The following is a 24,321-nucleotide window of genomic DNA, read 5'->3' on the forward strand; positions in this document are numbered from 1 at the left end:
TCCTTAGTTCGTGGCTACCGTCGGCAGAGCGTGAGTAGCCAAACCGGTCGGGCCAGACGGAACCGAACTAATTGCACGTCGTTCCGAGTTCGGAGCCAACGGCTTTCCGTGGTTCTTCTGCTTGCCCTGGCCAGTGCCACCGATGATGGTGACGTTGGTGTTGTTCTGCTCCGAGTGCTGATTAATCACAGTGGTCGGGGTGGCAGAGTCGCTGGTAGGTGCAGAGGAATCGTCGTTAGGCGTGTTCTGCTTGCCCTCATCCTTCGGCTGCTCAGATGGCGTGTTCTCCGGGGTCTTGCCATTCGTGACAGTCTGCTCCGCAGAGTTGATGTCCTTGTGAACAGCAACTTCCTTGCCATTGGCATCGGTCAGAGTCTCGAAGGCAACCTGGGAAGCGCAGTCGCCGTCAGTGATGATGATCGGAACATCAACCGTGCCGGCGGATGCCGTCGGCACAAAGTGCAGGCGGCTCCTAGCGCCAGTGGACTTGCCGGTTTCCTTGCACATCAGCTCACCGGTCAGCGTGTACTTCGTGCCCGGCTTCAGGCCAGTGAAGTGCACGGTGTCGATGACGACAGCGCCCTTTTCAACCAGAGCCTTGCCGGCAATACCGGCAGTAGTCGTGATGGCTGGGTTGTCCTCAGACTGCGCTGGGGTGCTCGGGTGGTTCGGCTTTTCCGGCTGAGCGGGCTTGATCGGCTTGCTCGGCTTTTCCGGCTGGGCAGGCTTCGTCGGCTTGCTCGGCTTCTCTGGCTGAGCAGGCTTGGTCGGCTTGCTCGGCTTCTCTGGCTGGGCAGGCTTGGCCGGCTTGGACGGCTTTTCCGGCTGAGCGGGCTTAGTCGGCTTGCTCGGCTTCTCTGGCTGAGCGGGCTTCGACGGCTTGCTCGGCTTCTTCGGCTGAGCGGGCTTCGACGGCTTGCTCGGCTTGCTCGGCTTTTCGGACTCGGACGTAGACGGAGTTGTCGTCTCAGACGGCTCTTCCGGCTGTGTCGTCTCCGGCTGCTCGGACGGCTCATCGTCGCTCGGCGTTGCCGGAACCGTGGACGTGGTCGGCTCAGTCGAGCTGGTCTCCGGTGCGGTCGTCTCCTCGGACGGAGTTTCGCTTTCCTCAGTCGGAGTGTCTTCCGGCTTCTCCGGAACCTCGCCGGTCACGGTCTGGCTAGCGTCGTTGATGTCTGCGTGGTCAGCGATCTCATTGCCCTGACCAGCGCTTTCCTTACCAGTCGAGTCAACCTCATCAGAGGTCAGGTGCTCGAACACGACAGCCTCGGCAACAGGAGTCTTAACAGAGTCAGACACCTCAAGAGTGACAGTCACAGTACCGCTTGCCGACGTCGGCTTGAACGTCGCCTCGCCATGACCAATCACAGAGCCATCAGCCTTATTAACAAGTTCACCGGAGAGGGTGTAGTTCTTACCAGGCACCAGGCCCTCGAAATGTACGGTGTCGACAACCTTGGCATTGGCCTCAATGCGGTTGCCCTGAAGCTCGGCTACCGTGCGCAGCTCCGGCTCCAGCGGCGTATCAGCGGGCTCGCTCGGCTTAGACGGTTCGGTGGTCTCAGTCGGCTCGGTCGGCTCCGTGGTCTGCGACTCAGTGCTGTCAGTCGGCTCGGTCGGCTCCGTCGGGGCAGCCGGCTTCGTGGACTCGGAGGCGTTAGGAGTAGTCGTCGAAGAGCTCGGCTGCTCTTCGCTTTCCGACGTCGTCGGAGCCTCAGATTCGCTGGTCTCAGAGGTAGCGGTCTCGCTGGACGACGGCTCCGTTGTCTCCTCGGTTGTCTCCTCGCTCGTCGGAGTCTCTTCGGAGGTCGACGGCTGCTCTGGCTTTTCGCCGTGAACGGTCTGAGCTGCGTCGTTAATGTCCTCGTGGGAGGCGATTTCTACCGGCTGACCATCGGCGTTGTCCTGGCCATCGGCGGTGACCTCTGTCGAGGTCAGCTTTTCAAATGCAACAGCAGCGGAAACCGGCTCATCCACATCATCGGAGACGGTAATCATGACAGCCTGCTCACCCGAAGAAGTCTCTGGAGTGAATTCGACGCTGCCGGTACCCAAAATGCGATCAGCACTGGTCTTGTCCACCAGGGTGGCATCCAGACGGTAGTTCTTACCCGGAACCAGGTCAGTAAACCTCACAATGTCCTTAACCACAGCGCCCGCAACAATCTTGTTGCCGTTCAGACGAGCCTGAGTAGAGATCGACGGCTTAAGCGTGGTCGGCTTCTCCGGCTCGGACGGCTTGGTCGACTCGGACGGGGTCGTGGTCTCCGCAGGAGTGGTCGGAGTAGTTGGCTTCTCCGGTTCTGTTGGCTTTTCTGGCTCGGACGGCTTCTCCGGTTCAGACGGCTTCGTCGGCTCTGCCGGAACTTCACCTGAAGACGGCGTGACATTGTCAATCACAATGATGTCTTGTTTCTTACCATTGTTGAAAATGTAGCCAGTGCGGTTCGTACCGTCGACGGTGCCCTGACCGATGTTAGCCGGACCAGTGAGGTAGTCGTAGACAGCCTTCGTCGATGGGTTGTGAATGCCCTTGGAGAAGTCAATGTCATCGGAGAAGTGCCACAGAGCGAACTGAGTTGCGTTATTGGCATCCAGCACATTCAGACGTCCTTTAACTCCAGCTGCCTTCCCCAGTTCATCCAAACCAACAGCTGGCGAACCGTGGTGCGCAATCCAGTTGAGCTTCCGGTATCGGTCAAAGTCGTTCCGCAGCTTGTTATTGGTATCTGTACTGCGCGAGAACTGACTGAAGTTCTGCACACGACCGGTGTCATAAAGATCACCGCCGACGCTGGCCTCAATGCAGTAACCCATTTTGTGGCTACCATATGGAGTTGCAGCCTCGTCAAAGGCCGCAATAAGTGGCCCAAAATCACGGACATTTCCATTGGCTTCAACACCCTTAACTGTTCCAGGAACACTCAAAATCTTCTGGATCGTCAGGGTTTCGCCAGTGTCTTCTGCCTCCTGCGCATGCGCAATTATTGGAGATTTAGCGAAGAAAAGAGCGAGCACAGCCACGAAGCTAAAAAGCGCCAACCAGCGCTTCTCGTTTGTAAAACGACCGAACATGAGCCCTCCCCCTTCCTTCGATTTCAGTGCGTTATACACCTTTCGCTACCTTTCCAGCCTTCAATTAACAATCAATGACCACGCATAAGCGTCTCCAGCCCCCATCACAGGTAGCCCAGTTGACATCGCCTTCTAATTCTCATTTATAGCGTTGGCCGTCCCCGAATATAACAAATACATTTTATGTTTGTTGAGTCATTTAATTGGCACCCCTATTGTCTTTTATTTCAATGCCAATAATTGTTGTTTGCATATTTTTTCTGGGGTAGCCATATGGATACCGGACAAATGCCAACATTCCACCTTCCTCTACGACGCCTAGCCATTCAGCCCAGATAAGCCTCCATTACCTGCAGGTATGAAGATTTTTCAATAAATCTCCACCCATTAATTCGGGTTGAAATGTCTCCCATGTCACGATTCTTATAATTGTGAGATAAGGCACAGCCGACACCTCACCCCCACCTAATGAAAATGCATCCCAATAAATTCCGAACACAATAATGACACCTCTGAGCTATTTGCAAAAACACCCCCCCTAGGCGCATTTAATAAGCCACATAATTGTGCGTTAATTGCGGCTGCATAAATTTTTGCCTCTCCACCCCCAGCCCTCTCCATCCGCAGTTAATAGATAAAAGTGGGTCTGATTCAAGGCATTCCAGCAGATCACGTTATGCAAATCGCGCCTGAATAGAGGGCTGCAAATGTGAAACTGTGCGAGTTTATGACACTTTCAAGCCATTTTTCGGGCCATTTTTGTCATAAACGCAGTCAGTAACTCGGATCGACCCCACGTCGCCAGCTATAAACGCAAAAAGCGCCTCCCCACTCCACAAAGAGTGAGAAGGCGCTCGTGCGCTGTTACGCGCTAATCGCCGCGCAAGCTAACAGCTGCGCAGTGCAGTGCCTAAATCGGCTTAGACGGCCTTAGATAGCCTTTGCACCGGTGAGGTCCAGGTCGACTGGCAGGTTGTCACCTGCACCGTCCTCGGCCAGCAGACCACCCTGGTTGTTGCCACCGGTCTGGGCACCCTGCTCCTGGCCGCCAGTCTGGAGGCCACCCTGGTTCTTACCGCCGGTCTGCATGCCCTGCTCTTGGCCGCCGGTCTGGAGACCATTCTGGTTCTTACCGCCGGTTTGGAGGCCCTGCTCCTGGCCACCGTTCTGCAGACCCTGGTCGCCACCGACGTTCTGCAGGCTCTGATCCTGGCCACCGGTCTGGAAACCGGACTGACGCTCACCAATCTGGCCCTTGTCGTTAACCTGGTCGCCGCCGACCTTGTCGCCCTTGTCCAGCTTGTCGCCGCCAATCTGGTCGCCACCGTTCAGCTGGTCGCCACCAGCGTTCTGGAGGCCCTGGTTGCCGCCAACATTCTGCAGAGCGTTGTCCTGATCGCCGCCAACGTTCTGCAGACCCAGGTTGCCGCCCTCAGTCAGAGAGTGGAAGTTCGGGAACAGAGAGTCGACCTGAACCAGTGGGCCCTCCGGGAAGTTCACGTTGAACTCAGGTACCGGCAGCGGAGCCGGTGCTGGCAAGGAGGAAATCAGTTCGCAGATATTGCACAGGTTATCCATGATGATCCTTTAGAAAAATGAAGTGTAGATAAATGGTGTGGCGCGATGCCCAGAGCTGAAGGTAAAGGGCTTCTCGCCTTCTCCTTTGCGGCCACTGCCGTGCTCACACGAAAACCGTACCGGTGATGAAAAACGGTCACAATATAGAAATTCGACCCACTTCAGCCAGGAAATTGGAAACAGAATAACGGCAAAATTTAACCTGCACTTATGCCCAAACGTCGCATGTCACGGGTCACATTGCTAGCCGTTTGGTCACCCCAAACCAGGCTCGCCTTTTCCAGCAGAAACGCCTCGGCACCTAATGAACTGCTCCCCATTAGTTGGACTGAGAAATCAGTTACCGACTAGTGGGGAGTAGTTGTCATTGAGAGCACGAAGTTCGCTAAGTGAATATCAGCGCGAGCAGTTGGTTGAACTATTTGAGCAAGGCATGGGTTATACAGCCGCTGCCAATGCCCTTGGTGTCTCCAAGTATGCCGCCCGTATGCTCTGTCGTCGGTTTAAGCTGCATGCAGGCTATGTCTTGTGGAGAAACCGACTAAGCAGCAGTACTCGTTCGAGATCAAGAAGGAAGTTGTCCAACGCCACCTTGCTGGCGAGACAGCGATGGATCTTGCACGTGAATTTGGCCTGTCATCACAGCAGCTGGTCCGCGGGTGGACGTGGAAATGGCGCAAAGACGGCGATGACGCGTTGAAACCGAAGCCGAAGGGCAGACCCAAAGGATCGGTCACGCCGAAGCCGCTGTCGGAGGAAGACAAGCTGCGTGGCGAAAACGAACGGTTGCGGGCCGAAAATGCCTATCTAAAAAAATTGCGGGACTTGAGGAATCAGGGACGCGCCTGAAAGTCCAGGCGATTGTCATCCTCAAGTCGCACCACCGCTTGGAGTACCTCCTAGAGGCAGCAGGTATGCCACGGTCGACGTTCTTCTACCACCAGCAACGACTCAGTAAGCCAGATAAGCACGCCGAGCTCAAGCAAGCGATTCGGGAAAGCTTCGAGCGTAACAAGCATCGCTACGGCTACCGACGAGTGCTACTTGACCTGCGCAACCAGGGCTGGGTGGTCAACCACAAACTCGTCTACAAACTCATGTGCGAGATGGGGCTGCGAGCCAAGATCCGCCAACGTAGACCTTATGTTTCCTACACCGGGACGATCAGCCACATTGCCGACAACAAGCTTGACCGCAAATTCACCCCAGATAAGCCAAATACCGTCTTTGTCAGCGACGTCACCGAGTTCAGGGTCGCAGGCCGCAAGGTCTACCTGTCACCGGTGATGGACTTGTTCGACCGCTCAATCGTTGCCCACACTGTGGCTACATCGCCGTCGACAGCGTTGACCACCGATTCTTTGCCCAAGGTGATCGCGGCGTGGGCACCTGAACCCGGGTGGATGATGCACACCGATCAAGGTTTCCAGTACCAGCATGCCTCGTGGCGTGACCTGATCGGCGACAACGGCGGTGTTCAGTCGATGTCGCGTAAAGCCAACTGTTACGACAACGCGGTCATGGAGAACTTCTTCGGCCACGTGAAAACCGAGATGTACCACGGAGAAGTCTTCGACACTGTCGCAGAGTTCAACCAAGTAATCGACGAATACATCCAGTGGTACAACACCGAACGCGTCCAACAACGACTCAAGGGCCTGACCCCGATGCAATATCGAAATCAGACCCTTGAAGCCCTAACCGCCTAGAGTTAAACCAGTCCAACTTTCGGGGACCAGTTCACCTCGGATCCCCGCGGGGCTTTTTCTGCCCCTCACCCTTTCACTTTTGCTTTAGGTAAGGGTAAGTTAACTCCCACTATGACCTCGAACCCAGTTACCCTGAACACTCCGACGAACACTTCCGCCTACCGCGCGGCCTTTTCTGACCACCTACTCTTGGCCGCCCCTTCTGAACCGCACCATCGAATCATCCGCGCCACTGTTTATGACGTCAGCGCCCCGGCAGAAAACCTGCAGAGGATTGTCATCCGCTCCCCCGAGCTAGTCGGCTTTCAGCTTTCCGGCCCGGACGAATTCTTTGGCCTCTTTATGCCGGCTAAGCCCGGCGAGAATCTCCATTTACCCCTCCACGGAGGTGGCGCCAATATCCGCGCAAGCGTTACAGCCATGCCGGAGACCCAACGCCCAAATTTACGTTGGTACACCGTACGCTCACTCGATCCCGAGTGCGGACAGATAACTTTCGACGTGGCGACACATGGCGTCAAAAATCCAAAGGATGAGCACGTCGGACCAGGGCTCGCCTGGGCTCTTGCAACTCGTGTTGGCGACCAGGTAGGCATCTGGACATGCCAGGGCCTCTGGCACCGCGCGCAAAGTTCACAAACACTTATCGCAGACCCATCTGCCGTACCTTCCGTTCGCGCCATTTTGGATTACGCGGATGCGTTTGCCCCGGAACAGTTGCGCGACATACACCTCGTAGTGGTCGCCGAGAACCATGGTGACCTCGAGCCATCCCTCGTCGCCGACTGGGAGAGCAAGCTGGGCAGCCTAGAAGTGCTGTTTAGCGCTACAACGGACTTCAGCACGGCAGTGATGTCCCACCTACAGCAACTGGACCGTGCCGAACACCCCGCAACACAGTCGAAGTACGTCTGGGTCGCGGGTGAAGGACAGCTCTGCAAGGAAGTACGGCGCCACGCAATTCACACCTGGGGCCTCAATAGCGAATCCGTGCAGTGGTGCCCCTATTGGTTCCTAGGCAGGGCACGGCCTTAATTAGCCACAATCCCTCGCGGCACAATAATCGGAGCCATACCGCGGGGATCTTCCCACACCTCGGCATTCAGGCCATATGCCTCGCGCAACACATCCACCGTCAGAGCCTCCTTTGGAGAACCCTCGGCGATCTTTTCCCCTTCCTTCATGACGATCATCTCGTCGCTAAAAGCTCCCGCCAGGCCAAGATCATGAAGTACGGTAATCACCGTCTTGCCCTCTTGAGCGAGCTCCCGCACGATACTTAGAATCTCTATCGCATGTGCCGGATCTAGGTAGGTAGTCGGTTCGTCCAACAGCACAATTGGCGTATCCTGCGCCAACACCATCGCCATCCAGACCCGCTGCCGCTGGCCGCCAGAAAGCTCCGCCACGTCGCGGGCAACAAGATGGTCAACCTTCGTCTTCTTCAGCGCCTCGCGCACTTTTTCTTTATCTTCTGACGCCGTCGCTCCCCCACCCCAGAGCGATCGACGATAAGGGTGCCGTCCGCGCTCCACAAGTTCTCCAACGGTCAATCCCGCCGGACACAGCGGGTGTTGTGGCAAAAGCGCAATTAGTTGGGCGGCTTCGCGCGACCGCAAACTATGCACGTCCTTTTTCTCTACAAGAACCCGTCCTTCGGCGGGAGCAAGCAGCCGAGAAAGCGTCTTGAGCAACGTCGACTTGCCACAACCATTGGGGCCTAAGAGCGTGGTGACCTTCCCGGGCTCTGCAGTGAAAGACACGTCCTTAACAATGCTTGGGCCGTCGTTGTAGCCCACGGTGACGTGATCAACTTGAACGTTCATTGAACCATTCCTTTCAGAGTTCCGCGACGGGCCGCCAACCACACAAGCAACACCAACGCGGGGCCACCGATGATGGCGGTAACCAAACCCACAGGGGATGTAAATGGCAGTGCGCCCGCCACGACGGCGCACGCAGCTAATAGAGCAGCGCCTGCAAAAGTAGAGCACAACGGATGGGGCGTGGGCGTTCCGGCCACCAGCTTGGCCAGCTGAGGAGCCAATAGTGCCACGAATCCAATTGGGCCGACAAAGGAAACCACCACCGCGACAATGCCCGTTGCGGCAATGAGCAAAATAGCGCGCACCCTCGTGACATTTACCCCAAGTGTGGACGCGGTGGCGTCATCATGAGAAAGAAGAGGGACATCGCGCGTAACACAGAGGCCTAAAACTACGAAGGGCAACAGGCCCAACACCATAGGAAACAAAGCTTCCATACGCACAAAGCCGGTAGACCCAGCGAGCCAAGTTTGGGCATCCGTGGCACGAGTTAAGTCAGCCCGGAGCAGGAGATACTGCACTAAAGACTGCGTGAGGAAAGACAGTGCCAGGCCGATGACCACTACGCGCTGCGACGTCCCGAAGCCACCGAGTAGAACGAGCAAACCAACGATCACTAGTGCGCCAAGCAAAGCGAGTGCAGCACGCCACCAGAACGTCGGCACCCCCTCACTCCATGCAGGGCGGGTAACTACGGTGCCCGCCACAACCAAAACCGCCGCGCCGCCGGATACACCGAGAATGTCCGGGCTGGCCAGCGGATTGCGGGCCATGGTCTGAGTCCACGCACCTGCCAGCCCTAGAGCCGCGCCGACCAGAACGGTAGCGATTGCTACAGGCAGGCGGAGATCCCACACCACGTTGATTGCTTGCTGTGTGCCCCCACCGGTGAGAACCTCGATGACTTCCATCGGGCTGAGCTTCACCGCTCCTTGCCCCAGGATTAAGCAGTAACAAAGAGCCGCTACGAGGGCGAACCCTGCCGAAGCCGCCAGGACGCGTCTGCTTCGTGAACGCTTAATACTACGGATAGACGTCATATCGCTCATATCGTCAGCTCCGAGTCATTCGAGGTCGGTGAACTCTTCTTACGTCGCACCGCCAGAATCATCACTGGGGCACCGACAATAGCTAAGACAATGGACATTTCCAGCTCGTTAGGCTGCAGGACGAAGCGGCCCACAATATCGGCTAGCAACACAGCCGCGCCACCAACAATGCCGGTCGGCAGCAAGAGGCGAGTCAGGGACGGGCCGGTAAACGGGCGTAGTAGGTGTGGCACGGCGAAGCCCACGAATGTCACAAGCCCCACAGTGGCTGTCGCCGAGCCGGCGAGGATGATCACCGCTGCGGCAGCCAACAAGCGGGTTCTCGTGGGCGAGCTGCCAAGGGAACGGGCGGAGTCCTCTCCCATCGCAAGTAGATCCAGCGGGCGTGCTGCAAGCGCACCACATAGAGCACCTAGTGCTAGACCTAAAGCAGCTAAGGCCACGTCTTCCATACCCCGCCCAGCTGTAGAGCCAACGGTCCAGCGGCGGAGCCCTTCCAGGGTGTCGGAAGAATAGAGGCTCAGCATATTCGTGGCCGCTTGCAGGGCGAAGGTAACTCCCACGCCCACGAGTACCAGAGTTAGCGGGTTACGCGATACGCGGGAAATCAACAGCACGATTAAGGCAGCGACGGCCGCCCCGACGAGCCCTACAAGTGTCCGCTCCCCGACCGTCGTTGCCCAGCCCAAGGTCAGTGCCGCAGCGACTGCGAAACTTGCTCCAGCGTTCACGCCGATAATGCCGGGATCTGCCAGGGGGTTGCGGGTCCAGCTCTGAGCAATGGCACCCGCCATAGCCAGGGCTGCGCCTGTGATCACAGCCAAGAGGGTGCGCGGAACGCGCAAGTCCCAAATGATGCCGGATTGCGTAGATGGGTGCGGACCATGCATGAGGATGCTGGTCACTTCGCCAATGGAAAGATCTTTGGAACCCAAGTACAGGGAGGCAAGCAGCAGCAAAGCCAAGCCAACGAGTGCGGCCGAAGTAAGCAAACGCCGGGAAAACACCAAAGAATGTCGAGCTCTTGAAACGGACACTTTCAATTAAATTGCGTCAGAGAACTTGTCGACTGCCCAGGGGATGGTCAATGGGTTCGGCATACTCATTGCATTGCCCACGTTTTCGTCCATCCAGCGGACCTTGCCTTCGCGAACAACGTCCAGCTTGCTGAATGTTGGATCCTTCTTCAAGGTATCGGCGGCACCCTGGTAATCAAGGATGAAGAGGTAATCGACGTTGTTGAGGTCGCTGTAGTTCTCAGGTGCGATGTCGCGGTAGAACTCGCCCCCGTTACCTTCGAGCTCCTTCGGGATCTCGAAGCCCAGACTCTTGATAAACTGCCCGCGACCGTCACCGGAGGTGTACAGGCCGATCTTTCCCTGATAAGGCATGACGATAGCCGCACGCTTGCCTTTGAGCTCAGGGTGCTGCTGTTGGAAATCATCGAAGGCCTTCTGCGTTTCTTCGACGAGTTTGTCGCCTTCTTCTTGCTTGTCTACAGCGCCGGCGATCTGGTTGACCTGATCCCGCCAGGGGATCTGCCAGTCCGTGGCACCGTCTGGCTTAACGGTGGTTGGGGCGATGTCATTAAGCGCCTTCTTCGCCTGCGCGTCTACGGCAGAGTTCACCGCAATGATCTTGTCCGGATCAGCGGCGGAGATCTTCTCCAGGATTTCAGCAGTGAATCCGTTGGCAGTACCGTAAACCACTTCAGGCTTGTTGTCGCCGAGCTTTTCGGTAGCCCATGGGCCGACGCCAGATGCATCAACATCTCCCTCAGCACCCCAGGGCGCTACGAGGACTGGTTGGATGCCTAGAGCGAGCAAGGTATCGCTGTCTCCCAGGCCAACTGCGGCGATGCGCTCGTCCCCGGTGCCCTCATTTTTTGACGCCGCCGCGTCGTCGCCTCGGGAGCAACCAGACAGAACAAGAGTGGATGCTGCCAAGACAGCGGCGGTCTTCAGCGCCGCTCGACGGGTCAGCGAATTGTTTCGAAACATGTGAAAGCCTAACGCGTAAGGAACTCTTTGAAACGCTGTAAAGTACCCGTAGCCCCAAGAGACTGATGGCCTCTTTCGGCTACGGCCAACACAGCAATCGAGCCTATATTACACAGGTAAGGCTAACCACACAACAGGCTACCCTAAATTAGTCCGCTTCCTGCTCGGCCGCTACCGACTCCATCGCCGCCCTGGCCACCGTCGCCACGCTGGCCACCCTAGCCACCCTGGCCACTGTCACCGCCCTGGCCACCCTAGCCACCCTGGCTCTCAATGCCGAGATGCTCGCGCTATTGCAACTCGTGGCACCAACTGTCGGAAAAGTTGCACTTCGAAGGTCGAAATGTCGCTAGAACGGGAATCTGTCAGCACAGGCGCGCCTCCGAATTTTGCGTCAATTCCCTGACCTGCAGTTTTGCGGAGCTGCAAATCAGTGTCTTTAACGCATTCCCGTTCTAGCGACATTCACCCCTGCTAGCGCCCCAAATACGGCGCCGTCGGCCACGCATTCCCGGTCTAGCGACATCTGCACATCCTCACGCCACCAAATAGGGCGCCGGCGCCTCCCGTCACGCAATCCCCCCAGCACTGCGCTCGCACAATCTCACATTCCGCTGGCGCTGCAGCCAAGCGGAAAGCGTGGGCGTCAATAAGAAAAAATAGGCCCCCCTACCGCAACAATGTGAACTGCTCCCCATTAGTTGGACTGAGAAATCAGTTACCGACTAGTGGGGAGTAGTTGTCATTGAGAGCACGAAGTTCGCTAAGTGCCGAGGCTTAACTTTTTGCGCTCTCAAGTACTGCGCTCAACTACTGGTCAGCGACCAACAACTCCGCAATCTGGATGGTATTCAGAGCAGCGCCCTTACGCAGATTGTCGCCAGAGACAACCAGCACCAGGCCACGCCCCTCCGGAACCGACTGATCGACACGGATACGACCCACCAGGGACTCATCCACACCAGCGGCAGCGAGCGGATTCGGAACGTCGACGACCTTCACGCCCGGCGCGGACTCCAGCAGTTCGGTTGCCTTCTCTACAGACAGAGCATTCTCAAACTCAGCGTGAATCACCAGCGTGTGGCCAGTGAACACCGGAACGCGCACACAAGTACCAGCAACAGCCAGCTCAGGGATAGACAGAATCTTGCGGGACTCATTGCGGAGCTTCTGCTCCTCATCGGTCTCCAGTGAACCGTCATCAACAAAGTTTCCAGCCACCGGCAGCGCGTTGAACGCAATCGGGGCGACATACGGACCAAAGTCCTCCGCAACCAGAGCCGAACCATCAGTGGTCAGCTTCTCCAGGTTGTCGATGTTCTCGCGCACCTGACCAGCCAGAGTATTCACACCAGCAAGGCCCGAACCCGAGACCGCCTGATAGGAGGACACACGCAGACACTGCAACCCGGCCTCGTCGTGAAGCGGCTTGAGAACCGGCATCGCGGCCATCGTGGTGCAGTTCGGATTAGCGACAATGCCCTTCGGGATGTCCTGCAGAGCATCCGGGTTGACCTCGGAGACCACCAACGGGACCTCCGGATCCTTACGCCACGCCGACGAGTTATCAACAACAACAGCGCCAGCAGCCGCAAAACGCGGAGCCTGCTCCTTCGACAGCGTGCCGCCAGCGGAGAACACCGCGACATCAATGCCCTTCAGATCCTCGTCAGAAGTAGCCGCGACATCCTCGACAACAACCTTCTCGCCGCGGAACTCCAGCTCCTTGCCCGCGCTACGGGCAGAAGCGAAGAAACGAACCTTATCGGCCGGGAAATTACGCTCCGCCAACAGGGTGCGCATCACACGACCAACCTGGCCAGTGGCACCAACAACAGCAATCGTGGTCATTAGAACTCCTTAACGTCCCGTACCAGCGTAAACAACAGCCTCAGTGTCGCCACCGAGATTGAAAGCGTCGTGCAGGGCCTTCACAGACTTGTCGACATCCTGGTCATTAACCAGCACCGAGATACGAATCTCAGAAGTGGAAATCAGATCGATATTCACACCCTCATCAGCGAGCGCCTCACAGAACGTCGCAGTCACACCCGGGTGGGACTTCATGCCAGCACCGACCAAGGAGACCTTGCCCACGTGATCGTCGTAAAGCACGTCCTTCCAGTCGTTGTCAGCCTGCAGCTTCTTCAGCAACGCCATCGCCTTCGGAGCATCCTCGCGCGGGCACGTGAAAGTAATGTCAGTGCGGTTATCCGCGACGGTGGAGACGTTCTGCAGCACCATATCGATGTTGATCTCCGCATCCGCAACAGCACGGAACATCTTCGCCGCCTGGCCCGGATCATCCGGAATGCCCAGCACGGTCACCTTCGCCTCGGAGCGGTCATGAGCCACACCGGTCAACACTGCTTCTTCCATAGGGATATCCTCCATCGATCCATCAACAAGGGTGCCAAGTTCATTGCTATACGACGAACGCACACGCAACGGGACGTTAAACGCGCGGGCGTATTCGACACTTCGCAGCTGCAAAATCTTCGCGCCAACCGCGGCCATCTCCAGCATCTCCTCGAAGGAAATGGTGTCCAAGCGCTGTGCATCCGGCACAATGCGCGGATCCGCCGTGTACACGCCATCCACGTCGGAGTAAATCTCGCAGACGTCTGCCTCCAGAGCTGCCGCGAGAGCGACCGCAGTGGTATCCGAGCCACCACGGCCCAGCGTAGTGACGTCCTTGGTCTCGCGGTTCACACCCTGGAAACCGGCCACCAGGCAGATGTGGCCCTCGTCGAGAGCCTCGCGGACACGGCCCGGAGTGACCTCGACAATGCGGGCGTTACCGTGGCGCTCCGTAGTAATTACGCCGGCCTGCGAACCGGTAAAAGAACGGGCCGATGCGCCGAGGCTTGCGATTGCCATAGCGACCAGCGCATTAGAAATACGCTCACCGGCGGTCAGGAGCATGTCCATCTCGCGTCCCGGCGGGACCGGGTTGACCTGCTCAGCGAGGTCCAGAAGCTCATCGGTGGTGTCGCCCATTGCCGAGCAGACAACCACGACGTCATTGCCCTGCTTTTTGGTTTCCACAATTCGTTCTGCAACACGACGAATGCGTTCGGCGCTCTCCAGGGATGAACCACCGTACTTCTGCACAACCAGTGCCATGGTCGGCAACCTCCAAAAACTAGGCAACTATATGCACGTAACTATTATTGACTCAATTTACTTGAGTCGCATTCGTAATTACATAGTGGGTTACCAAAACGTAGCTTGCGGGGGTTGTGTGGAGGGTTTGGATCGGGTTGCGTGGGGGTTGCGGGGTGATTGGGCGTGGGTTGGGTGTCGGTCGGGTGCGAATCGGACGCTGCTGCGCGGCGAGGGTGTGACGGCTGGGGTGTTTGGGGTGTTTGGGGTGTCGGTTGGGTGTGGATCGGACGCTGCTGCGGGCTGCAAATGTGAAACTGACTAAGTTTATGACAAAAACAGGCCATAAAATGCCTCGAAACTGTCATAAACCTAGTCAGTAACTCTCGGTACTGTGCCAGGAACTCCGGGCTCAGTCAGCTCCACTCCCTAACTCCCCGGCCCGAGCTCAGTCAGCTTCTTGGCCGAACCAGCTAATTCCCGAGGCGCTGCGGGCACCAACCACTGCCCCGCCCAACCCCTGCGAAGTGGACATGACAAGTGTTGCATGCCTAGCATTCCCTACGTGAACAATGACCTTCTCGCTGCGATACTGGCACTGCTGTCCGCACTCAGCATCGCGTGGGGAACCGTCATCCGCCACAACCTCTCCGGAACACTGGAAGAGGGCACCAGCACACTTCGCGGAGTGGCGAAGACCCTGAAGCTGCCGCGCTGGTGGCTGGGCTCGGGCCTGGCGATTGCCGGGTATGTATTTCAGGTCGCGGCGTTGGCATTTGGCACGTTGCTCCTGGTGCAGCCGTTGTTGGTCATGAAGCTGATGCTCACGCTCCCGCTGGCAGCGAAGGTCAACGGTCGGCGGATTTCGCGATCAGAGATGATCTGGTCCGTGGCGCTTACTTTTGCGGTGGCGACGCTGGTGTTGCTCGGCAAGCCGACTGCCGGCTCCACCGATATCCCCACCTACCTGTGGGGATGGGCTCTTGCCGTCGGTGGCGTGGTCACCTGCGGGCTTTACGCCGCTGCAGTTCAGTGGCCCAACACCGGCACCGGCGCCGGTGGCGGCTCAGACACCAAACAGCACGGAGTGCTGCGCCAGAACCCGAAGGCCCTGCTGCTCGGCACGGCAACCGGCTGGCTGTACGGCTTCGTCGCGCTGCTGTCTAAGTCGGTGGTCGATACCTATGTCAACGACGGACTTGTCCAGCTCCTGCTCTCCTGGGAACTCTGGCTGCTGGTGGCACTGGCGGTTATTGGCGTCGGCCTGCAGCAGGCGGCTTTTAACGCGGGACCGTTGCAAGCTTCGCTGCCAGCTATGACCGTCGTGGAGCCGATCGTTGCCTTCAGCTTGGGATACATCGTTCTTGGTGAGCGCTTCCAGGCAGTTGGTGTGCAGTGGGTGGCGCTGTTTATCGCACTGGTGACCATGATTTCTGCCACTATTGCCCTGGCGGCTCGGCCGGCAGAGACCACCTCCACAAGCGCCGCAAGCGCCCCAAGCACCGACACCACAAGCACCGCAGACACCCCAAACACCGACGCCCCAAGCACCGAAATCACCACCACAGACTCCACCGATGCCACCGCTCGGTAAGTAGAGTTCAGCTCTCCCGGGTTGCATGACCTAAATTGGTATGTGCACTTATTAAGTCGTTAGCGATTTGTCGGCCTGGCTATCCCCTGCCCGGGAACTATCCCTGGTGAGAAAGACCCGTGGCCGCTATGCACAAGGTCACCAAAGGTAGGACTCGATGGGGCGTCATTCCCATTCCAAGCGGGCAACTTCCAAGCGGGCATCCAAACCGACATCTAAGCGGAAGTCCGAACGCGCAAACAGCACCAGCGCCGCAACCAAAACCGCCGCAACCAACACCAAAGCAAAGCCCCAAAAGGGCAAGAAGCTCAACTCGAACACCATCATCGCCCTGCTGCTGATCATTGGCGGTTTGGGCGTGCTGCTGTACCCGGTTGTCGCAACGCAGTGGAACAACTTCCTACAGGCCCGCGCCGCAGATGAATACTCCAAGCTGGAGAAATCCGCTCCTCCTGAGGTCTTGGACACCGCCTGGAACGAGGCCCACGAGTACAACGCCAGCCTCGGCGAGGTCAATCCCGGCGATGCCTGGACCACCTCCGATGACGAGTCCTCCCCGGAGTACCAGCGCTATCGTCACTACCTCGACGTGCTTGGCGAGACCGACGCGCTCGGTCGCATCGTCATCCCTTCCATCAACTCTGACCTGCCCATTTTCCATGGCACGTCGGAAAAGTCGCTCTCGCGCGGTGTCGGTCACCTCTACGGCACCGACTTCCCGGTCGGCGGCGTGGGCGAGGGTGAAGGTCGTCACGCGTCGCTGTCCGCGCATACGGGTCTGCAGAATGCGACGCTGTGGGACAACCTCGACAAGGTCAAGAAGGGCGACGCGTTCTACATCGCAGTCGCGGGTCACAAGTTGAAGTATGAGGTCCACGACGTAACCGTCGTAAAGCCGGATGAAACCGATGCTTTACGACGCGTCCCCGGAGAAGACCTAATCACCCTGATTACGTGCACGCCTTACGGCATTAACACGCACCGACTGCTGGTGACGGGGCACCAGGTGCCGATGGATCCTGACGAGGAGTCCGTGTTCGACGGCAGCGGTTCGCAGTGGCAGTGGTGGATGTGGGCCATCCTGGCAGCAGCGGCGGTGATCATTGCGCTGCTGATTTGGTGGCTGCGGAAGCTCTCGCGCGACGGCAAGGGCGAGCCGGAAGCCGAGCGCGAGAGCGACGAGACAGAGAATGACGAGGCGGAGGATTAGGCCCCCTTACGAAGTCGCCATCACCTTCGTCTCCTCGATTGCATTCTTGATCTCGTTGATTCCCTTTTCAAAGATGCGCTGAAGGCCCAGCGCCAGAATCAGCGACGGGATGATGAACAGCGCCAACATGAACATCAGCTTCCAGTAGTCTGCCTCATAGATACCGGCGATGGAGCTGCGGAACATATCGATCGCGTAGGTACCCGGCAGCCAAGGGCTAATGTTCTGGACCCACTGTGGCACCAGCGGCAGCGGATACGCGCCACCTGCGGCCGAGACCTGCATCACCAGCAACAGCACGCAGATGGCCTTGCCGGCGTTGTCGAAGGTGAAGACGAACGAGAAGACGATCATCATAAACACCAGCGAAATCACCCAGCCGGCCAGCAGCATCAGGAATCGGTGCGCGGGCTCGATGCCCACGTACACCTGGAGTCCCAACACCATCAGTGTGGACTGAACCAGGCCCACGCTGGCGAAGGTGGCGAACCGGCCGAAGTACTTCTCGACGCGGGTGTAGTCATCGGCCTGCGCAGCGTTGATTTGTGCGTCACTGGTCGGCTCGTCGATTTCATCGCTGGCTGCATCGCCCTGCGCATCATCGACTGCATCGCTGACCACATTCTCGGCCTCATCATCGCCGACCTTCTGTCCGTCGCGGCTACGGACCGTGGTGCGGATCAGCACCGACGACAGCAGCGCACCGATCCACAGCGCGAGGGTCGCATAGAACGGCGCCATACCCGCACCGAAGCTCTGGACTGGGAAGACGGGGTCTTCCTCGACCTGCACCGGCGCGGCCAACTGCGCTGCCAGGGCACTTGGGTCATCACCGACGGCCTCAGCAATTCGCGAGAGGTCACCGGTGTCCTTCGCCTCTTCCAGCGCGTTGTGAATCTCGTCGAAGCGAGCGGCCAGATCATCAAAACGGTTGCTCAGGCCCATCGTGGCGGCGCTAGTCTTACGAAGCGTATCCACCGGCGAGCCGGAAATCGTACCGCGGATGCCGCGAATGTCCTCGCCAATGACCTCGATGTCGTTGCTCAGACGCGACACCGGCTCCGACAGTGCGTCGATCTGCGGGCGCAGGTTCTGCTCGTAGGAGTTTTTGGCATTTTCCACAGCGGCAATCGCAGCCGTGAAAGCGTCCTTCGCCTGGCTTATCGACGATCCCGTATCCCGGCCACCACGCAAATCCGCTGCCACGGCGGAGAAACTCTCCTGCAGCCCACGGGTGCGAGCAATCGAGGTGTTCAGATCGGAAATCGCGCGGTCATAGCCCGGCTTAGCGACACCCGGAACCACTGCCCCAACGGTGTCCTCCAGGCGGTCGCGCATCGCAGTCAGGCCATCGGCCTGCTGGCCGAATTTGGCCGCCATCGCGTCAAAGGTATCTGCGGTCGCGCCGCTGGTGGCCTGGGTGCCGTCGACAAGCTCGTTGACGCGGTCGCGCACGCCTTCGTAGCTCGACTGCGTTGCGTCGAGCGCCGTGCTAACCGAGTCGCGAACATTGCCGACCGCGGCTTCCAGATCGCCGGCGACGTTGCCGTCACCCGAACCATTGCGCAGAATGTCCATCCGCGCACCAGCGTTTTCCAAAATGGAATCCGCGGTCTCCACCAGCGGCACGGTGGTTTCCACCAGCGTAGACAGCGAACGAGCAGTCTGCGCACCGGAGCGCAGCCGCGCGGCGGTGTCATCAACGCGGTTTTGCACGCGCGTCAGTGCCTGCTTGGAGTCGGAGGTGTTTAGATACTCATCCAGCGAGGTGATCACGCCCAGCCCAACACTGGCGACGACCTGCGTGAAGTTCTTGTCAATCTCCTGAATAACGCCACTCGCGCCCTTACTCGTAATGATTGACGAAAGCGCGTTCTTCTTCTCATTCGTATAGAGCGTCAGCTTCGGCGCCTTGGTGCCCCGGACGTAGAAGGTCATCAGTTCAGTACTGAAGTTCTCCGGAAGCACGATTGCCGCGTAGTAGTCACCGGACTTAGTGCCGTCGATGGCGTCCTCAGAATCCGTAATCTGCCAGTCAATTTCGTGGTTACGGCTCAGCTTCGACAGCACCTCATTGCCCAAGTTGACGTCAATCGCACCGATATCCGTGCGATGACCACGGTCATTACTGGCGACCGCAATCTTCAGCTTTTCGGTGTTCTCAAACGGCTCCCAGCTGGCCAGCACATTAAAGCAGGTGAACAGCAGCGGAATCAGCACCAGACCGAAAACCATGATGCCGGTCATCGTGTTCTGGCGGATCACCCGAAAGTCATTCCGCACAATTTCAAGAACGTTTCTCATTAGGCTTCACCTTCTGGGGAAGTCTTCACGCTTGCCGACGACACCTTCGCCTGTGGCTCAAACGAATCACCAGCATTTTCCAGCGAGTACGCATGCGGATGGGAAGTTTGGTGCTCCATGTAGGCGCGCAGCTCCTCCTCCGACATCTCGCTGAGCTCCTGGGCGTGAATCACAGACTGCTTGACGTACTCGCGCACCGCGATGTAGGCGAGGCAGAGCAGCACAAACAGGCAAGCCAGACCGAAGAACAGGGCCTTCTGATCCGGGTAGTTACGGGCCAAAATACCCAGCACCACCAGGGCGGCCACGGCGATGCCAATGGCCATGCGCATGAACAGCGTGTAGCTGCCACGCAGATTCTCCATCCGCTCGTCGACTCGCGATTGGTACTCCTCGCGGTTACGCAGCGCAAAGACGAGGTCACCGAGCTTGTATCCGCTACCGACCAGGTGGACTTCTTCGTTGTTGACCAGTCCGCCCTCTTCAAGCTGGTGGTTAACCAAGACATTGACCGAGGACAGGCTGCGGCGCAGCCAGTAACCGACCACGTAGGCGACCACTGCCATGGCCATCAAGGTGAGCATGTTCTTCAGGTAGTAATTCGAGTAGAAACCACCAATGGTCTCGCGGAGAGCATCAATGCCGTAGGTCAACGGCAAGAACGGATTCAGCGCCTGGAAGAAGTCCGGGGTCATCTCAATTGGATAGAGACCGGCGGCGCCAGGAATCTGAATAAACGCGAGCACTACGGCAATACCACGTCCCACGTGGCCAAACGCCGCCACCAAACTGTAAATAATGGCGAGATAACACAACTCCACCACGACACAGGTGAGGACGAACGCAACCGCGCTGACATGCTGCACACCAATGACGATGTCACCGATAGAGACAATCAGCGCCTGGAAAGTAGCGATGATGCCCAGCAGCAATGTGCGGCCCATGTACGCCTGGCCCACCGTGATTTCCTTGAAACCTTCCGCGTCGACTTCCACGCGGAAAATCACAATCAGAATGAACGCACCAATCCACAACGACAGGTTGGTAAACAGCGCCGCCATACCCGAGCCGTAGTGATCCACCGGGAACACGGCCTCCGTCTTAACCTCAGCCGGATCGCTCAGGAACTGCGAGATACCCTCAGGATCAAGGTCATTGACCATGTTCATGGCTTCGCGCTCTTCGGTGGTTCCCAGGGTAAGGACATCGAGACGCGCAGTTTCCAGGCCATCACGCACACCATCAAGGTCGGCCTTGAAGCTCTCGAGGACCTGATCCGCAGCAGAAAGCTGCCCACTCGTAGCGTCGAGAAGCGCGGACGTTTCCTTGACGGTGTCCTTTTGCGCGCCAAGCGCCGCCGCGTACGAACCCACGCGCGCGTTGAGCTGATTAAGCGCCTTGCTCAACTGCGGGAGTGCGTCCTGGGACGCCTGACGAATCTGATCCGAGGCGGCCTTGCCGTCCTTAGTGGCCTGCGCCAATGCCTCGCTGGTGGCGTTGAGGGAGTCGAGAGTTCCCTGTGCCGAGCCGGAGACGTTCTTCAGGCCCTCCACCAGCTCTTTATTGGTGGCGTTGCTCTCGTCGAGCGCATCGATGGTGCGCTGGATTGCCTGCTTATCCGGGCCGTTGAGCGGGTTGGCCTCCAGCAGGGAATTCAGCCCACCAATGACCTGATCCGCCTGGTTGACGATGTCCTCCGCCGCAGCCGTCGCAGAATCCGAACGGGAAATTGCGCCCTGCAGATTGCCAGTCATCGCGCCAATCGCGGCGTTGGCGTTGCCGGTGCCCTCCACCAGAGCGGTGCTGCCCTGTAAGTAGGCGTCGTTGAGATCCGCGGAGAAATTCAGGACCTCATTGTTGAGCTCACCAGTAATCGCCTGCACCTGCGTCAACGCATCCTGGGCGTCATCGAGGGCCGTGTCCACGCTGCCGAGAGTCTTCTTGATCTGCGCAATCGTCGGCTGCAGATCGCCAATCTGCTCCTGGATAGCACCGACTTCATCGCGGCTATTGGCAACCGCATCAGCGACATCCTGGAAAGCGTCAGCGGAATTGAGACGAGCCGCATCGAACCGCCCCTGCAGCAGGCCGCCAGCTTCCTTAACCTCCTCGGTGACCGCCTTCGCAATCTCCTTATTAAAGGAAGCGGAAATCTGACCATCAATACCGGACGCGCCCTGCGCCGTGATGTGCGGCGAGATCGCGTTGATCTTCTGGTTAGCGCGGTATTTCAGCTTTGCTGGATGCCCCTGCCCTTGAATCAGGTCAACCATTTCCTGCGAGAAATTCGGCGGAATGGTGATTTCGGCATAGACCTTGCCGCGCTTTAGGTCTCGGTCTGCCTTCTCGGCATCGGGGAACTGCCAGCCCAGTTCATGATTTTGTTTTAGTTGTTTGACCACCTGGTTACCGATATTGAGGCTTCCGGTAACCGAGGAACTCGCGCCCTTGTCCTCATTCACAATTGCCACACCGATGTTCTCGGTGTGCTCGTACGGATCCCAGAAGCCCGGGATGTTGAACCAGGAGTACAAGGCAGGGGTGATCATCACGCCGATGATGATTACCCACACTCTTGGGCTATTGCGGAGACGGCGCAAGTCTCGCTTAAGAATAGACCAGCTAGTTTGCACCTTAAGGACGCTATCATCTTTACCCCGCTAAATACATTGGTACTAGTTTTAGAACTATCGATTGGCGGGGTGGGTGGCGTGGCCGAGATGAGTTGGGCGGGTGAAGCGGGTGGGTTGGGTGCGGGGTGGGTGGCGTGACCGAGATGAGTTGGGTGCGGGCCGCCGGCAACGCCTTTCACCCCGCGGAACCCCACAGCACAGAAACCCGAGCATATTTCCCCCACTAAAACCCCCGAATGATGAAATTCATATAACCATCGGGGTAAGGTACATCACATGCAACGCGGACTACTGCTTCTATGCCGCGGCGGGGCTTGGGTTTAAGGCCGGCTCCCCGTCGCGGGGTAAGTTGTGCCGGCCTACAAGAAAAGTCCGAATTAGAAAGGCCCACAACATGTCTCCTTCCGACGCTTTTATTTCCGCTCCTTCTGTAATCTCCACTCCTGCTGGCGAGATTCCGGAAGGACAGCCTGCTTGGAATAAGCAGCGCAACTCCCAGATGGCAACCAACCGCTACCTGCCTTACGACCAGGAAGTTCAGGACTTCCAGCTGAAGGACCGCACCTGGCCGGACAAGCGCATTACTAAGGCACCGGTTTGGTGTGCCGTCGACCTGCGCGACGGCAACCAGGCACTGATTGATCCGATGAGCCCGGAGCGCAAGCGCCGCATGTTCGAGCTGCTGGTCCAGATGGGATACAAGGAAATTGAGGTCGGATTCCCGTCCGCTTCCCAGACCGACTACAACTTCGTGCGCGAGATCATTGAGAAGAACATGATCCCGGACGATGTCACCATCCAGGTTCTGGTTCAGGCTCGCGAGCACCTGATTCGCCGCACCTTCGAGGCATGTGCCGGCGCAAAGAACGTCATCGTTCACTTCTACAACTCCACCTCGATTCTGCAGCGCGATGTTGTGTTCCGTAAGGACAAGGACGCAATCAAGAAGATTGCCACCGACGCCGCGGAGCTGATTAAGACCATCGCGAAGGACTACCCGGACACCAACTGGCGTTGGGAGTACTCGCCGGAGTCCTACACCGGCACCGAGGTTGAGTACGCCAAGGAAGTTGTCGACGCCGTGGTGGATGTCATCGACCCGACTCCGGACAACCCAATCATCATCAACCTGCCGTCGACCGTGGAGATGATCACTCCGAACGTCTACGCAGACTCCATCGAGTGGATGCACCGCAACCTCAACCGCCGCGACTCCATCATTCTGTCGCTGCACCCGCACAACGACCGCGGCACCGGCATCGCCACCGCCGAGCTGGGCTACATGGCCGGCGCGGACCGCATCGAAGGCTGCCTCTTCGGCAACGGTGAGCGCACCGGTAACGTCTGCCTTGTCACCCTGGGCCTGAACATGCTGACCCAGGGCGTCGACCCGCAAATCGACTTTTCCGACATCGATATGATCCGCCGCACCGTCGAGTACTGCAACCAGCTGCGCGTTCCGGAGCGCCACCCGTACGGCGGCGACCTGGTCTTCACCGCTTTCTCCGGTTCCCACCAGGACGCCGTGAACAAGGGCCTCGACGCAATGGCAGACAAGGTCCGCCCGGGCGCTGCCGTCAAGGAGCTTTCCGACGAGGACCTGCGCGCGGTGACCTGGGAAGTTCCTTACCTGCCCATCGACCCGAAGGACGTCGGTCGTTCTTACGAGGCCGTTATTCGTGTGAACTCCCAGTCCGGCAAGGGCGGCGTGGCCTACATCATGAAGACGGACCACGGCATGAACCTGCCGCGCTCCATGCAGGTCGAGTTCTCCTCCGTCGTGCAGGCAGTCACCGACGCCGAGGGCGGCGAGGTTAACTCCAAGGCGATTTGGGACATCTTCGCAGGTGAGTACCTGGACCGCGAGGCTCCACTCGAGCAGATTGCCCTGACTGTCGATGCCCCTCAGAACGAGTCGGACGCCACCAAGATCAAGGCTCACATCGTCTACGAGGGCAAGGAGCAGACCGTTGAGGGTGTCGGCAACGGCCCGCTGGCCGCTTACGCCAACGCCCTGGAGAAGCTCGGCATCAACGTCGAGGTTCAGGAATACGTCCAGCACGCTCGCACCGCAGGTGACGACGCCGAGGCTGCGGCCTACGTCCTCGCAGATGTCAACGGCACCAAGGTCTGGGGCTCCGGCATCGCTGGTTCCATCACCTACGCGTCGCTGAAGGCAGTCACCAGCGCGGTCAACCGCGCACTGGCTTAAACTCCACATAGTTACTGACTAGGTTT

Annotated in this window: 14 protein-coding genes and 1 pseudogene; 5 read left to right on the forward strand and 10 right to left on the reverse strand. The window is 58.2% G+C overall.

The window, feature by feature from the left end; all coding sequences use genetic code 11:
- Nucleotides 1–3 precede the first annotated feature (3 nt).
- Both HMPREF2820_RS11095 and HMPREF2820_RS08275 read right to left on the reverse strand, forming a co-directional pair.
- Nucleotides 4–3,075 carry a VaFE repeat-containing surface-anchored protein gene (locus HMPREF2820_RS11095; protein WP_070603612.1) on the reverse strand — a complete coding sequence of 1,024 codons (3,072 nt, stop codon included), beginning with the start codon at nucleotides 3,073–3,075 and terminating at the stop codon, nucleotides 4–6.
- 930 nt (nucleotides 3,076–4,005) lie between these two features.
- Nucleotides 4,006–4,653, reverse strand: coding sequence for a hypothetical protein (locus HMPREF2820_RS08275; RefSeq protein ID WP_070603613.1), 648 nt, complete (start codon nucleotides 4,651–4,653; stop codon nucleotides 4,006–4,008).
- Between the two features lie 519 nt (nucleotides 4,654–5,172).
- On the opposite strand from HMPREF2820_RS08275, the pseudogene HMPREF2820_RS10730 reads away from it, so the two are divergent.
- A pseudogene (locus HMPREF2820_RS10730) lies at nucleotides 5,173–6,362 on the forward strand (IS3 family transposase); the annotation flags it as partial.
- Nucleotides 6,363–6,473: 111 nt separating this feature from the next.
- Nucleotides 6,474–7,397, forward strand: a complete 924-nt coding sequence (locus HMPREF2820_RS08290; RefSeq protein ID WP_016421889.1) for a siderophore-interacting protein — start codon at nucleotides 6,474–6,476, stop codon at nucleotides 7,395–7,397.
- Here HMPREF2820_RS08290 and HMPREF2820_RS08295 read toward each other — a convergent pair.
- From HMPREF2820_RS08295 to HMPREF2820_RS08320, 6 genes are all read right to left on the reverse strand, one after another.
- Nucleotides 7,394–8,188 carry an ABC transporter ATP-binding protein gene (locus tag HMPREF2820_RS08295; protein WP_016421888.1) on the reverse strand — a complete coding sequence of 265 codons (795 nt, stop codon included), beginning with the start codon at nucleotides 8,186–8,188 and terminating at the stop codon, nucleotides 7,394–7,396. The two genes, HMPREF2820_RS08290 and HMPREF2820_RS08295, sit on opposite strands and share 4 nt — an antisense overlap.
- A complete protein-coding gene (locus HMPREF2820_RS08300; RefSeq protein ID WP_371450598.1) occupies nucleotides 8,185–9,237 on the reverse strand; it encodes a FecCD family ABC transporter permease in 1,053 nt (350 codons plus the stop codon). The genes HMPREF2820_RS08295 and HMPREF2820_RS08300 overlap by 4 nt, the downstream gene beginning before the upstream one ends.
- Nucleotides 9,234–10,229 carry a FecCD family ABC transporter permease gene (locus HMPREF2820_RS08305; protein ID WP_222865141.1) on the reverse strand — a complete coding sequence of 332 codons (996 nt, stop codon included), beginning with the start codon at nucleotides 10,227–10,229 and terminating at the stop codon, nucleotides 9,234–9,236. The genes HMPREF2820_RS08300 and HMPREF2820_RS08305 overlap by 4 nt, the downstream gene beginning before the upstream one ends.
- 51 nt (nucleotides 10,230–10,280) lie before the next feature.
- Nucleotides 10,281–11,237, reverse strand: a complete 957-nt coding sequence (locus HMPREF2820_RS08310) for an iron-siderophore ABC transporter substrate-binding protein (protein WP_016421885.1) — start codon at nucleotides 11,235–11,237, stop codon at nucleotides 10,281–10,283.
- Nucleotides 11,238–12,047: 810 nt separating this feature from the next.
- The gene (locus HMPREF2820_RS08315) at nucleotides 12,048–13,088 is read right to left on the reverse strand and encodes an aspartate-semialdehyde dehydrogenase (protein WP_070603617.1); all 1,041 of its coding nucleotides are present in this window, start codon (nucleotides 13,086–13,088) and stop codon (nucleotides 12,048–12,050) included.
- A gap of 9 nt (nucleotides 13,089–13,097) precedes the next feature.
- Nucleotides 13,098–14,363 carry an aspartate kinase gene (locus tag HMPREF2820_RS08320; RefSeq protein WP_048733180.1) on the reverse strand — a complete coding sequence of 422 codons (1,266 nt, stop codon included), beginning with the start codon at nucleotides 14,361–14,363 and terminating at the stop codon, nucleotides 13,098–13,100.
- Nucleotides 14,364–14,907: 544 nt separating this feature from the next.
- On the opposite strand from HMPREF2820_RS08320, the gene HMPREF2820_RS08325 reads away from it, so the two are divergent.
- Together HMPREF2820_RS08325 and HMPREF2820_RS08330 are read left to right on the forward strand one after the other, a co-directional pair.
- Nucleotides 14,908–15,936: a DMT family transporter gene (locus tag HMPREF2820_RS08325; protein WP_210398711.1), complete on the forward strand. Its 1,029-nt coding sequence runs from the start codon at nucleotides 14,908–14,910 to the stop codon at nucleotides 15,934–15,936.
- A gap of 157 nt (nucleotides 15,937–16,093) precedes the next feature.
- A complete protein-coding gene (locus HMPREF2820_RS08330) occupies nucleotides 16,094–17,146 on the forward strand; it encodes a class C sortase (RefSeq protein WP_070603619.1) in 1,053 nt (350 codons plus the stop codon).
- 6 nt (nucleotides 17,147–17,152) lie between these two features.
- On the opposite strand, the gene HMPREF2820_RS08335 is transcribed toward HMPREF2820_RS08330, so the two are convergent.
- Nucleotides 17,153–19,450 carry a YhgE/Pip domain-containing protein gene (locus HMPREF2820_RS08335; protein ID WP_070603620.1) on the reverse strand — a complete coding sequence of 766 codons (2,298 nt, stop codon included), beginning with the start codon at nucleotides 19,448–19,450 and terminating at the stop codon, nucleotides 17,153–17,155.
- Nucleotides 19,450–22,083, reverse strand: coding sequence for a YhgE/Pip domain-containing protein (locus tag HMPREF2820_RS08340; protein ID WP_070603621.1), 2,634 nt, complete (start codon nucleotides 22,081–22,083; stop codon nucleotides 19,450–19,452). The genes HMPREF2820_RS08335 and HMPREF2820_RS08340 overlap by 1 nt, the downstream gene beginning before the upstream one ends.
- 394 nt (nucleotides 22,084–22,477) lie before the next feature.
- Between HMPREF2820_RS08340 and leuA the strand changes: the two genes are divergently transcribed.
- The gene (gene leuA, locus HMPREF2820_RS08345; protein WP_049193461.1) at nucleotides 22,478–24,295 is read left to right on the forward strand and encodes a 2-isopropylmalate synthase; all 1,818 of its coding nucleotides are present in this window, start codon (nucleotides 22,478–22,480) and stop codon (nucleotides 24,293–24,295) included.
- The last annotated feature ends 26 nt before the right edge of the window (nucleotides 24,296–24,321 follow it).

It is taken from the genome of Corynebacterium sp. HMSC064E08 (genome assembly GCF_001811805.1).
Taxonomy (GTDB): Bacteria; Actinomycetota; Actinomycetes; order Mycobacteriales; family Mycobacteriaceae; genus Corynebacterium; species Corynebacterium jeikeium_D.